Below are 11,915 nucleotides of genomic sequence, written 5' to 3'. Positions count from 1 at the left end.
GTCGCTCCGTCGTGACCGCGCGGGACCGCGCCCCCCGGTCGGGGGGCACCGGTCCCAGGGGGAACGTAGTCGAGCTCCCGAGAAGTGACAAGCCGCGCGGGCCCGTGTCGCCGGGTCAGCCTGGGAGGGTGGTCAACCGGGCCCTGACCAGGGCGGGAGAAGTGCTCCACGTGCATCCGAGAACGACTCGGCGCCGAACGTGAGAAGCACCAGTACCCTTCTGCGCCACGTTCAGACCGAGCGGCCGCGGACCCGGGTGAGGGCCTCCTGGGCGACCCAGTGCGGGGCGGCGTCGGGTCCGGTGATCCGGCAGAGGACCGCCCCGTCGAGCACCGCGACCTCGCGCACCACGGACACGTGGGAGGGGCGGAGGCGACGGCCGTCCTCGAGGGCGATCGGGGCGGCGGGCCGCACGACGGTGCCCACCTGCAGCGCCCGCGGCGGGAGGAGCAGCATCAGCAGCAGGGCGACCGGGCCCAGCACGAGGCCCACCACCAGGAACAGCCGGTCGTCGTAGCCCTTGCGCCGCGCCTCCCAGGCCGCGGCGATCCCCGCGGAGACGTACAGGGCGATCAGCAGGACGTCGGTCACGTGTCCCACTCTGCCGCCCGCGGACGGGCGGCGGCCGCGTCGTGGCCGAGGATGGACCGGCGGCCGGCCCCGTCGCCCCGCCGACCGCCGTCGGCCCGACCGCCGAGGAGGGCGTCCACCGGTGAGCTCCGACGACCTGCTGCGCGCCGCCCTGCTGCTGCTGGCCGGCGTCGGCTCGGGGATCGTCGGGTACGCCGCGGGACTGGCCTCCCTGGTCTCGTTCCCCGTGCTGCTGGCCCTGGGGGTGCCGCCGCTGACGGCCAACGTCACCAACTCGGTGGCGCTGACGGGGGTGACCCTGGGCGGGGTCGCCGCCGCCCGCCCGGAGCTGGTGGGCCAGCGCCGGCGCATCCTCACCTTCGGCGGGCTGGCCGTGGTCGGCGGGGCGGCCGGCGCCCTGCTGCTGCTCCGGCTGCCGCCGGGGGTGTTCGAGCGGGTGGTGCCGTGGCTGGTGGCGTTCGGCTCGCTGGTGCTGCTGGCGCGCCCCTTGCTGCGCCGCTGGCACGCCGGCCGGCTGCACGAGCGGCACCCGGTGGTGCTCGTCGTCGTCGGCGCGGTGACCGTCTACTGCGGCTACTTCGGCGCCGCCGCCGGCGTGCTGCTGCTGGCCACCTTCGGGGCGGTGCTGTCGGACCCGCTGGCCCGGCTGGCCGCCCTGCGCAGCGTCGTCGTCGGTGCCGCCAACACCACCGCGGCCGTGATCTTCGCCGTCACCGGCACCGTCGACTGGTGGGCCGTGCCGCCCCTGGTCGTCGGGGCGGTGATCGGGTCCACGCTCGGCCCGCCGCTGGTCCGCCGGCTCCCGGAGACCCCGCTGCGGATCGGGGTCGCGGTGGCCGGGCTGGCGCTGGCCGCCGTCCTCCAGGCCCGGGCAGGCTGACCGGGCCGGCCGGGACCGTCAGCGGAAGTCGCGGGACGGGTGCCGGCTGGGCAGGGTCCCCCGTGCGGCCGGGACGACGGTGCTGAGCGGCTCCAGCTTGTCGGCGACGAGGTTGGTGACGCCCTCGCTGTGCTCCACCCGGCCGCGGATCAGCATGGCGTTCGCGTTCCGACCGACCCGGCGGAACGCCCGCCACATCGGCTCAGCGCAGACGATGTTGAGCATCCCCGTCTCGTCCTCCAGGTTGAGGAAGGTGATGCCCCCGGCGGTGCCCGGCCGCTGCCGGTGGGTGACCAGGCCCGCCACCCGCAGGCGGCGGCCGTCGTCGGCCGGACCCAGGGCGCTGATCGGCACGATCCCCTGCTCGTCCAGCACCGGACGGAGGTGGCCGACCGGGTGGTCGTCGGGGGAGATCTGGGTGGACCACAGGTCGGCCAGGGTCAGCTCCACCGGGCTCATCCCGGGCAGCGTCGGCGGCGCGGCGTCGATGGCCGAGCCCGGCAGGGTGTCCAGGTCGTCGGCGTAGCCGGCGTTCCACAGCGCCTGGCGCCGGGACAGCCCGAACCCGTCGAAGGCCCCGGCGGTGGCCAGCGCCTCGGTCTGGGCCACCGTCAGCCCGGCCCGCCGGACGACGTCGTTCTGGTTGGCGAAGGGAGCGCGCTCGCGTTCGGCGACCAGCCGCTGGGCGACCTCCCGGCCCAGGCCCTGCACCTCGACCAGGCCCAGCCGGACGCTGAAGTGACCGTCCCGGCGGTGCTCCCGGGTGCGGTCGGGGGCGTCCCGGACGAACCGCCCCACCGGGTCCTGGTCGCGGTCGCGGCAGCGCGCCGGACCCGTCGGACCCGAGCGGCCGGGCTCGACCGGCTCCAGGTCGGCGTCCACCCCGGAGCGCAGCACGTCGGGCCGGCGGATCTCCACCCCGTGCCGACGGGCGTCGCCGACCAGGGACTGCGGGGAGTAGAAGCCCATCGGCTGGGCCCGCAGCAGGCCGGCCAGGAAGGCGCCCGGGTAGTGCAGCTTGAGCCAGGCCGAGGCGTAGACCAGCAGGGCGAAGCTGATCGCGTGGCTCTCCGCGAACCCGAAGTTGGCGAAGGCCTGGATCTTGCCGTAGATCTCGTCGGCGACCGCGCCGGTGATGCCGTGGCTGGCCATCCCCGCGTACAGCTTCTCGCGCAGCCGCTCGATCTTCTCGACCCCCCGCTTGGAGCCCATCGCCCGGCGCAGCAGGTCGGCGTCGTCGCCGGTGCAGTTCCCGACCGCCATGGCGATCTGCATCAGCTGCTCCTGGAACAGCGGGATGCCCTTCGTCCGCTCCAGCACCGGCTCCAGCTTGGGGTGCAGGTAGCTCACCTCCTCCTTGCCGGTGGCCCGCCGGATGTAGGGGTGCACGGCCCCGCCCTGGATGGGCCCGGGCCGGATCAGCGCGATCTCGATCACCAGGTCGTAGAACCGCCGCGGCTGCAGCCGCGGCAGCGTGCCGATCTGGGCCCGGCTCTCCACCTGGAAGACGCCGATGGAGTCGGCCCGGCAGAGCATGTCGAAGACGCCGGCCTCCTCCTTGGGCATGGTGTCCAGGGTCCAGCGCTCCCCCACCCGCTCGGCGACGACGTCGAAGCTGTGCTGGATGGCGCTGAGGATGCCCAGGCCCAGGAAGTCGAACTTCACCAGCCCCATCCAGGCGCAGCTGTCCTTGTCCCACTGCAGGACGGTCCGGTCCTCCATCCGCCCCGGCTCGATCGGGCAGACCTCCCCGACGGGCCGGTCGGTGAGCACCATCCCGCCGGAGTGGATGCCGAGGTGCCGGGGCGCCTTGAGCAGCTGGTCGGCCAGGTCGATGACCGGAGCGGGGATGGAGTGGTCCTGGTCCAGCGGCATCGCCCCGAACGCGTCGATCTGCTTGGACCACGCGTCCTGCTGCCCGGTGGAGTAGCCGAGCGCCTTCGCCATGTCGCGGACCGCGGACTTCGGGCGGTAGCTGATGACGTTGGCGACCTGGGCGGCGTTGCGCCGGCCGTAGCGCCGGTAGACCTCCTGGATCACCTCCTCGCGGCGGTCGGAGTCGAAGTCGACGTCGATGTCGGGCTCCTCGTCGCGGGTCAGGGAGAGGAACCGCTCGAACGGCAGCTGGTACTTGATCGGGTCGACGGCGGTGATGCCGAGGACGTAGCAGACGACCGAGTTGGCGGCCGAGCCGCGGCCCTGGCAGAGGATGCCGCGCTCGCGGGCGAAGGCGACGGCGTCGTGCACGATGAGGAAGTAGCCCGGGAAGTCCTTCTCCTCGATCACCGCCAGCTCGCGCTGCAGCCGCTCGTGCGCCACCGCCCGGTTCGCCCCGTAGCGCTCGTCCGCGCCGCGCCGGGACAGCTCGCGCAGCCAGCTGATCGGGGTGTGGCCGGGCGGCACCTGCTGCTTGGGCAGCCGCGGCTTGGCCAGCCGCAGCGCGAAGGCCAGCTCGTCGGCCAGCGCGGTGCTCGCCGCCACCGCCCCCGGGTAGCGGGTGAAGCGCTGCTGCATCTCCTCCCCCGAGCGCAGGTGCGCCCCCGGCGGGGGCAGCCAGCCGTCCATCTCGGTCAGGCTCCGGCGCGCCCGGACGGCCGCCATCGCCGCCCCCAGCCGGTACTCCGCGGGAGTGGCGAAGTGCACGTTGCCGGTGGCCACGGTGCGCAGCCCGTGGTCGGCGGCCAGACCGGCCAGCGCGTCGTTGACGCTCGTGTCGGTCGGCAGCCCGGAGCTGGTCAGCTCCACCACCACCTGGCCGTGACCGAACAGCGCCGTCAGCCGGTCCAGCTCCTGCGCCGCCGCCTCCGTCCCACCCCGGACCAGCGCCGAGCGCACCGCACCCTTGCGGCAGCCGGTGAGCACCACCCACTCCCCGCCCGCCGCGGCGCCGAGCTCGTCGAGGTCGTAGCGCGGCCGGCCCTTCTCCCCGCCCCGCAGCTGCGCCTCGGTGATCGACGCAGCCAGCCGGTGGTAGCCCGAGACGCCGGCGGCGAGCACCAGCAGGTGCCCGCCCTCGGGGTCGGCGACGCCGTTCTGCGGGGCGGTCAGGCCCAGCGACAGCTCGGCCCCGTAGACGGTGCGCAGGTCGTGGGCCGTCGCCGCCTCCGCGAACCGGGCCGCGCCGTAGAGCCCGTCGTGGTCGGTGAGGGCCAGGCAGTCCAGCCCCAGCCGGACCGCCTCCTCGACGAGGGTCTCCGGGTCGGCGGTGCCGTCGAGGAAGCTGAAGTTGCTGTGGCAGTGCAGCTCGGCGTAGGGCACGACCGGCCCGGCCGGGCGCGCCACCACCGGAGCCTGGGTCTCGTACGCCGGCCGCTTGCGCTTGTAGCCGGGCGCGGAGTCGTCGGTGGGGTTGTCCGGGGAGACCGCCCGGGCGAACGGCTGCTCCCCCGGTCCCGTCGGCGGGGTCTTCGTCGGCGGGATCCGGTCGGAGAGCCGGCGCTCCAGCTCGGCCCAGGACAGCGGCGGGTTCTCCCAGTTCACGGCGCCACCTCCCGCTGTCCTGAGCTCGTCGAAGGGGGGTCGGGGAGCGGAGCAGACGGCCTAGTCATAGCGCGCCTCGCACCACCAGCGGCCGTCCTCCACGACCAGCAGCCAGGCGCTGCCGTCCACCCCGACGACCTGGAACCGGGCCACCCGCCGGGCCTGGGCGGGGTCCCACCACAGCTCGTCGATCGGCCAGGGCCCGGCCCAGGCCTGCACCTGGGTGGGCGGGGCCATCCGGTCGACGGTGAACAGCGTCGGCTCCCCGGTGACCAGCCCGCGCTCGGTCACCGCGACCGGCCGGCCGTCGACGCCGGTGACGAGCGCGGACTGCGGCTCGCGGAACACCCGGGCCGGGGCGGGCGGCGGGATGGAGCCCGGCCAGGGCAGCCCCGCCGGCCGGGACGAGACCGCCCGCTCCCCCCACGGCGTCAGCGACTGCCGCTCCCGCGGGCCGCGGCCGCCCTGGACGGCGGGCGCCAGCACCTCCTCGGGGCCGAGCATCCCCTGCAGCCGGGCGACGCCGCGCTCCACCCGCTCGTCCGCCGCGCTGCCCCACAGCCCCTCGCCGTGGTCGGCCATCGACTCGACCGCCTCGGGGACGAACCGCACCTCGCACACCGGGTCGGGCGCCGGGTCGCCCTGCAGCTGCCAGTAGAGCCGGTCGACCAGGTCGGCCGTGCTGAACCAGCGCGCGTGCAGCCAGACCCGGGAGCCGCTCCAGCCACCCTCGGTGGTGACGACGACGCGCACCTCGGTGCAGACCAGGCCGTGCCGGGCCAGCTCGGTCACCGTCCGCTCGGCGGTCCGCCGGCTGGAGAAGACGATCGGCTCGATGGTCTCCAGCGGCGGCTCGAAGGCCACCCGCTGCTCCAGCTCCGGCGGCACCTGCCGGGAGACCGCCGTCCGGTCGTCGACCCCGCGGGCCAGCCGGTGCAGCCAGGCACCGGACGAGCCGAACCGGGTCAGCACGTCCCGCGCGGGCAGGGCGGCGAAGTCCCCGAGCGTCCGCAGCCCCAACCGGCGGAGCAGGCTGACCAGCTCGGCGTCCTCGAGCGCCCCGACCGGCAGCGGGGCGAGGAAGGCCGCCGAGCCGCCCGCCGGCACCACGGTGCAGTCCTGGGTGGCGGCCCGGCGCGCGGCCTGCTCGGCGGCGAAGATGCCGTCGGCGACGCCCGTGCGGCAGTCCCAGACGCCGAGCGCGACGAGGTGCTCGGCCACGGCCGCGGCCGCGGCCGCCTCACCGCCGTAGAAGCGGCTGGGCACCGTCAGCGCGCACAGCCCGGGCTTGACCGGGGCGACGCCGGCGCTGACCTCCTCGACCGCGGCCAGCACGGCGTCGAAGCTGCGGGTCTCCACCTCCGGCACGCGGTCCACCACCACCAGCTCCGGGCAGCGGGCGGAGGCGTCGCGGCGGCGCATCCCGCGCTTGACCCCCTCGGCCCGCGCGGCGGCGGAGCAGGCGAAGACCTCCCCGCGCTCCACGACGGCCAGCGGGGCGTCCAGCGACAGCTCGTGCTGCAGGGCCGCGGCCACCACCGGCCAGTCCGGGCACCAGACGACCATCACCCGGCGACCGCCGGCCTCCGACCGGCCCGCCGGCGTGGGGTCCGCGGGAGCGGCCACCGGGCCCCGCTCGACCAGTGCCGCCACCTCAGCCCGCCCGGACCGCGGTCAGCGGGACCCGCTGGACGGCCGGCCCGGCCGGGCTGACCCGCGCGTCGACGCCGGGCAGCCACAGCGAGGTCCGTCGCTCCGGCGCCCCGCCGCGGCGGACGCCGACCTCCACGGACCGGCCCTGGAGGTGCCCGTGGCCCTGCCCCAGACCGGTCCAGGAGGAGGTGAGCACCGAGACGGAGGCGTCGGAGCGCGGCCAGCGGCCCCAGCAGATCAGCGCGGCGTCCTTCTGGCGGAGCCGGGCGCGCAGCCGCTCGGCCTGGTGCTCGCTGACCGGCGAGGACGGCTTGACCAGCACCACCGAGACGACGTCGGCGAGGCCGGCGGTGACGCTGAGCCAGTGCTCGCCCGGAGCCGGCACCACGATGGTGCGCTCCAGCGCCACGCCGAAGCCGGCGGCGGCCTCCAGCCCCAGCTCGGGCACCCCGACGACGGCGCACCACTCCCCGGCCTGCGACGGCCCGGCCATCAGGGCCATGGCCAGGCTGGGGCTGTCCACCGCGTAGGCGCCGCCGGTCCGCAGCCGCAGCACCTCACCGAGCGCCGGCAGGCTGTCGAGCGTTCGGGTGACGCCGGCTCCCTGCATCCGCTGGACGCGCTGCTGCAGCTCCTGGATGCGGTCGGCGGAGGGGAGGGCGGTCACCTGTCCATAATCGAACACGTGTTCGATTGCGTCAACCGCGGTCTCACCCTGAGGTGGAGGGCGACGCGACCCACCGGGACAGGGTACGGGGAGCCTTGACCGGCCCGCCATAATCCTGGTGACGACATCATCGTCCTCGTGGACCCTGGTCAGGCCGGTCGGACGACCGGCCCAGGCCGCGAGGATCGGAGGAGGTGCGGAGTGTCCGGGGTCATCGTGCTGAACACCGACAACACCGCGCTGCACACCGTCTCGGTCCAGCACGCGATCAAGATGCTGGTCCGCGAGGTGGCCATCGTCGAGGAGGCCCGCGACGGCCACTCGATCGGCCCCTACCCGTGGCCGGTGGTGCTGCGGCTGATCCGCTACGTGCGGACCACGTTCCTCTACGCCCGCAACCCGGCCTGGTCCAAGCGCGGCGTGCTGCGGCGTGACCTGCACCGCTGCGCCTACTGCGGCGGCAGCGCCGACACCGTCGACCACCTGCTCCCCCAGTCCCGCGGCGGGCAGAACACCTGGCTCAACACCGTCGCCGCCTGCACCCGCTGCAACAACGTCAAGGCCGACCGGACGCCCGCCGAGGCCCGCATGCTGCTCTCGTGGCGGCCCACCGTGCCGTCCTGGCGTGAGGCCTACCACCGGCGCAGCTGAGTCACGTCCCGCCCACCCTGGTGCGGGTCGCTACCGTGGGCGCGTGCCCGAGCCCGAGCCCGCCTCGCCGTCCCCGGAGCCCGACGCGGCACCCGACGTCGACGCCGCCACCCCGCGCCCGTCGGACGGGTCGGGCCCGACCGGGCGCGAGCAGGACGATCCCGACGCACCGCGCGAGTGGTGGGACGACCCGCGGATGCCGTGGAAGGGCCGCCCGGGCCGCCAGGACATCGCCTGCTGGGCCGCCTTCTCCCTGACCGGGGTCTACGCGCTCGTGCTGCTGCCCCTGCGCCCGGTGCTGCTGGGCGCCAACCCCTACCTGCTCGCCGCCCTCGGCGGCTCCCGGGTCTCCGCCGTCACCATCGGGGCACTGGCCGCGACCGGGGTCGGCTTCTGGCCGCTCGGCCTGCTGCTGGGCACGTTCGGCGCGGTGAAGTTCGACTGGATCTACTGGTGGGCGGGCCGGCTGTGGGGCCGGGGGATGCTGGAGATGGCCTCCGGCCGCTCCGCCCGCGCCGCCCGCAACGCGGACCGGGCCGAGCGGCTGGCCCAGCGGTTCGGCGTGGCGGCCATCGCCCTCGGCTACGTCATCCCGTTCCTGCCGGGAGCGATCGTCTACGCCACGGTCGCGGCGGCCGGGATGAGCCTGCGGAAGTTCCTGGTCGTGGACGTGCTGAGCGCCGCCGTCACGCGCGGGCTGCTCATCTGGCTGGGCTGGAGCATCGGCGAGCCCGCGGTGCACGTCCTCGAGGTCGTCGCCCAGTACTCCTGGTACCTGTCGATCGCCCTGCTGGTCGGGGTGGTCGTGACCACGGTCCGGCAGTCGCGCCGCCGCGCCGCCCAGGCCTGAGCCGGATCAGGCGGGCGGCGGAGTGCTGGGCAGGACCTCCTCGGACCGGGCCCGGACCGCCGGCCGGACCAGGGTCAGGAAGGCCAGCGTGGCCAGCGAGCTGACCACCACGGCGACGACGCCGAGCGGCACCGCCGTCCCCTCCCCCGCGATCCCCACCAGCGGGGCCACGACCGCCCCGAAGACGAACTGGCCGAGGCCCAGCAGCGAGGACGCCGTCCCGGCCTGCTCCGGGTAGTCCGACATGGCCAGTGCCGTCGCGGTCGGGAACACCAGGCCCAGCGCGCTGACCATGACGAAGAGCGAGGGGACGAGGAAGGTGAGCCCCAGGTCGAGCAGCACGGTGACGGCGAGGGCGGAGGCCCCGAGCAGGTTGAGCGCCAGCCCGAGGGCGAGCACCGCGACGGGCGAGCGCCGCCGGCTGAGCCGGGCGCCCACCTGGCTCATCACCATGATGCCGACGGAGTTCAGCCCGAACACGAGCGAGAAGCCCTGGGCGGACAACCCGTAGATGCGCTGCAGGACGAAGGTCGCGCCGGAGATGTAGGCGAACATGGACGCCCCGGCGAGGCCGGCGGAGAGGGCCGCGCCGACGAAGAACCGGTCGTGCAGCAGCACCCGGAAGCCGCGCAGCGTCGTGGTCAGCCCGCCGGTGCTGCGCCGCTCGGCGGGCAGGGTCTCGCGCTGCAGCAGGCCCGCCACCAGCAGCAGCGCGCCGAAGCCGGCCAGCACGACGAAGATCCCGCGCCAGCTCATCACCCGGCTCAGCTGGCCGCCGAGGACCGGCGCGACGACCGGGGCGAGGCCGGAGATCAGGGTCAGCCGGGAGAAGAACAGCACCAGCCGCCGGCCCTCGTAGAGGTCGCGGGCCACCGCGCGCGCGATCACCAGCCCGGCGGCGCCGGCCAGGCCCTGCACCAGCCGGAGGACGACGAGCACCGCCACCGACGGCGCGAACGCGCAGGCCAGGGAGGTGAGCAGGTAGGCCACGAGGCCGACCAGCAGCGGGCGACGGCGGCCGAACCGGTCCGAGAGCGGGCCGGCCACCAGCTGGCCGAGCGCGAGCCCCACCAGGCACGCCGTGATGGTCAGCTGGGCGGCGGAGGGGGTGCTGGCGAGGTCGTCGGCCAGCTCGGGCAGGGCGGGCAGGTAGAGGTCGAGCGACAGCGGGCCGAAGGTCGACAGCAGCCCCAGCACGACGACGGAGCGCAGGGCCGGGGCGGCGGGGTCGCGGGACACGCCCGCCACTGTGGCAGCCGGTCCCGCCCCGGAGGTCCACGGACCCCCAGGCGAGACGGCCCGGCGGACGGGCCGCTCAGTCGAGCGGCCGGACGACCGCCCCCGACCGCGCCGATCGGCGGGCCTGCACCACGACGTAGGTGTTCTCCAGGGCCTCGACCGCCGAGTCGTAGGAGCGCTGGGCGACGCCGGTGAACAGGCAGTCGACGACGGCGAGCTGGGCGATCCGGCTGGACATGGCGCCGGAGCGGAAGGTGGTCTCGCGGGCCGCCGTGGTGAGCACGAGCGCGGCGTGCTCGGCGATGGCCGAGCCGGCGAAGTTGGTGACGCCGATGGTCGTGGCGCCGCGCTCCCGGGCCACCCGGAGGGCGTCGACCACCTCGGCGGTCGTCCCCGTGTGGGAGATGCCGATCGCCACGTCGCCGGCTCCCAGCAGCGCGGCCGAGGCCAGCGCCTGGTGGTGCTGGGACCAGAGGAAGGACACCAGGCCGATCCGGTGCAGCTTGAGCTGCAGGTCCTGCCCGACCAGGGCGCTCGCCCCGGTCCCGTAGACGTCCACCCGGCGCGCGGCCGCCACGGCGGAGACCGCGGCCTCCAGCACGTCGACGTCGAGCGCCGCGCCCGTGTCCTCGATGGAGCGCGCGTCGGCGTGGGTCACCTTCGCCACCACCTCGGCGAGCGTGTCGGTCTTGGTGATCACCCCGGTGACGGGGCCGCCGGCGGCGTGGTCGGTCTCCTCCCACTGCGCGGCGCGGGCCAGCGCGATCCGCAGCTCGGGGTAGCCGGCCAGGCCGAGGGCGCGGCAGAACCGCAGCACCGTCGTCTCCGAGGTCTGGCACTGCCGGGCGACGGTGGTGATCGAGCTCTCCGACACCTTCGCCGGGTCGGCCAGCACGGCCTCGGCCACCCGGCGCTCGGCCGGGCGCAGGTTCGGGAGCGCACCCCGGACGCGGATCAGGATGGACAGCGTCGGTCGTGGCGCCGTCCCGTTGGCGGACGGAGCCGCCCCGGCCGCGCCCGTGCTCTCCGACGTGCTCATCCGACCTCGTTCCCCCCGCTGCGGATGTGCGCGAGCCTACTGTCCGGGACCGGCCGGCGTGCGGACCGCGGAAGACTCCCCCGCCGCCCGGGGCGGGAGGTGCTCGGCGAGGAAGGCCGCCGTCACCGCCCAGGCCTCGCGCGACGCCTCGGCGTGGTGGAACGCGGGTGCCGGGTTGTCGAACGCGTGCCCGGCACCGGGGTGGCTGACGAACCGGGCGCCGGTGGGGGTGACCGCGCGGCGGATGGCGTCCTGGGTGGACGGCGGCACGTACGCGTCGTCGGTGCCGAAGTGGTGGAGGCTGGGCGTCCTCACCTGCTCGGCCAGCGCCAGCAGGTCCCCGAGGGCCGACCCGTAGTAGCTGACCAGCGCCTCCACCGGCTCGACGGCCGCCACGTTGAACGCGAGCCCGCCGCCGAAGCAGAAGCCGACCAGTCCCACCCGCCCGTCGACGCCGTCGAGGTCCCGGGTGAACCGGACCGCGGTGGCGACGTCCTGCACGGCCGCCGGCCAGTCCAGCTGCTGCACGAGGGCCATCGCCCGCGGCAGCAGGTCGTCCGCCGCCTCCGGCAGGGTGTGGTCCGGCAGCCGCCAGTAGACCTCGGGCACCACGACCAGGTAGCCGAGGGCGGCGAGGTCCGCGGCGCGCTGCCGGATGTAGCCGGTGACGCCGAAGATCTCCTGGACCAGCACCAGCCCGGGACCGCTGCCCGACGGCGGTCGGACGACGAGGGCGGGCATGGGGCCGTCGGCGGTGGGGACCTCGGCGTCCTGCAGCGGTGCGAGGGGTGTGTCGGCCGTCATGGCGCCACGGTAGCCCGCCGGCCCGGCTTCCCCGCGCAGCTGCGCCGTGGTTGTCTTGACG

At 75.4% G+C, this 11,915-nt stretch carries 10 protein-coding genes; 3 read left to right on the top strand and 7 right to left on the bottom strand.

Annotated elements, in window-relative coordinates; genetic code table 11:
- Nucleotides 1–231: 231 nt before the first annotated feature.
- Nucleotides 232–591 (bottom strand): hypothetical protein, encoded by a 360-nt coding sequence (locus BLT72_RS06640; protein WP_091411320.1) that lies wholly within the window; start codon nt 589–591, stop codon nt 232–234.
- Nucleotides 592–712: 121 nt separating this feature from the next.
- On the opposite strand from BLT72_RS06640, the gene BLT72_RS06635 reads away from it, so the two are divergent.
- Nucleotides 713–1,471: a sulfite exporter TauE/SafE family protein gene (locus tag BLT72_RS06635; protein WP_231930390.1), complete on the top strand. Its 759-nt coding sequence runs from the start codon at nt 713–715 to the stop codon at nt 1,469–1,471.
- An 18-nt stretch (nt 1,472–1,489) separates the two neighbouring features.
- Here BLT72_RS06635 and BLT72_RS06630 read toward each other — a convergent pair whose 3' ends face one another.
- Genes BLT72_RS06630 through BLT72_RS06620 form a run of 3 tightly spaced genes read right to left on the bottom strand, consistent with a single transcriptional unit; the run spans nt 1,490 to nt 7,271 of the window.
- Nucleotides 1,490–4,951, bottom strand: a complete 3,462-nt coding sequence (locus tag BLT72_RS06630) for an error-prone DNA polymerase (RefSeq protein WP_091411317.1) — start codon at nt 4,949–4,951, stop codon at nt 1,490–1,492.
- A gap of 60 nt (nt 4,952–5,011) precedes the next feature.
- Nucleotides 5,012–6,577 (bottom strand): DNA polymerase Y family protein, encoded by a 1,566-nt coding sequence (locus BLT72_RS06625; RefSeq protein ID WP_342587391.1) that lies wholly within the window; start codon nt 6,575–6,577, stop codon nt 5,012–5,014.
- Nucleotides 6,578–6,605: 28 nt separating this feature from the next.
- Complete coding sequence (locus BLT72_RS06620; protein ID WP_091411314.1) at nt 6,606–7,271, bottom strand: hypothetical protein; 666 nt, start codon at nt 7,269–7,271, stop codon at nt 6,606–6,608.
- Between the two features lie 201 nt (nt 7,272–7,472).
- Between BLT72_RS06620 and BLT72_RS06615 the strand changes: the two genes are divergently transcribed.
- Nucleotides 7,473–7,922, top strand: a complete 450-nt coding sequence (locus BLT72_RS06615; RefSeq protein WP_091411312.1) for an HNH endonuclease — start codon at nt 7,473–7,475, stop codon at nt 7,920–7,922.
- A 43-nt stretch (nt 7,923–7,965) separates the two neighbouring features.
- Nucleotides 7,966–8,772: a DedA family protein gene (locus BLT72_RS06610; RefSeq protein WP_091411310.1), complete on the top strand. Its 807-nt coding sequence runs from the start codon at nt 7,966–7,968 to the stop codon at nt 8,770–8,772.
- Nucleotides 8,773–8,778: 6 nt separating this feature from the next.
- Here the strand turns inward: BLT72_RS06610 and BLT72_RS06605 are convergent, their stop codons facing one another.
- The 3 genes from BLT72_RS06605 to BLT72_RS06595 all read right to left on the bottom strand — a co-directional run bounded on the left by BLT72_RS06605 (nt 8,779) and on the right by BLT72_RS06595 (nt 11,854).
- Entirely contained in the window at nt 8,779–10,011 is a 1,233-nt protein-coding gene (locus tag BLT72_RS06605; RefSeq protein ID WP_091411307.1) for a multidrug effflux MFS transporter, read from the bottom strand.
- Between the two features lie 76 nt (nt 10,012–10,087).
- Nucleotides 10,088–11,050 carry a MurR/RpiR family transcriptional regulator gene (locus BLT72_RS06600; protein ID WP_091411305.1) on the bottom strand — a complete coding sequence of 321 codons (963 nt, stop codon included), beginning with the start codon at nt 11,048–11,050 and terminating at the stop codon, nt 10,088–10,090.
- Nucleotides 11,051–11,086: 36 nt separating this feature from the next.
- Nucleotides 11,087–11,854, bottom strand: a complete 768-nt coding sequence (locus BLT72_RS06595) for a dienelactone hydrolase family protein (protein ID WP_091411302.1) — start codon at nt 11,852–11,854, stop codon at nt 11,087–11,089.
- Nucleotides 11,855–11,915 lie beyond the last annotated feature (61 nt).

Source organism: Friedmanniella luteola (assembly GCF_900105065.1).
Lineage (GTDB): Bacteria > Actinomycetota > Actinomycetes > Propionibacteriales > Propionibacteriaceae > Microlunatus > Microlunatus luteolus.
The sequence above is the reverse complement of the archived record's forward strand: the minus strand, read 5'-3'. Positions and strand labels throughout refer to the sequence as shown.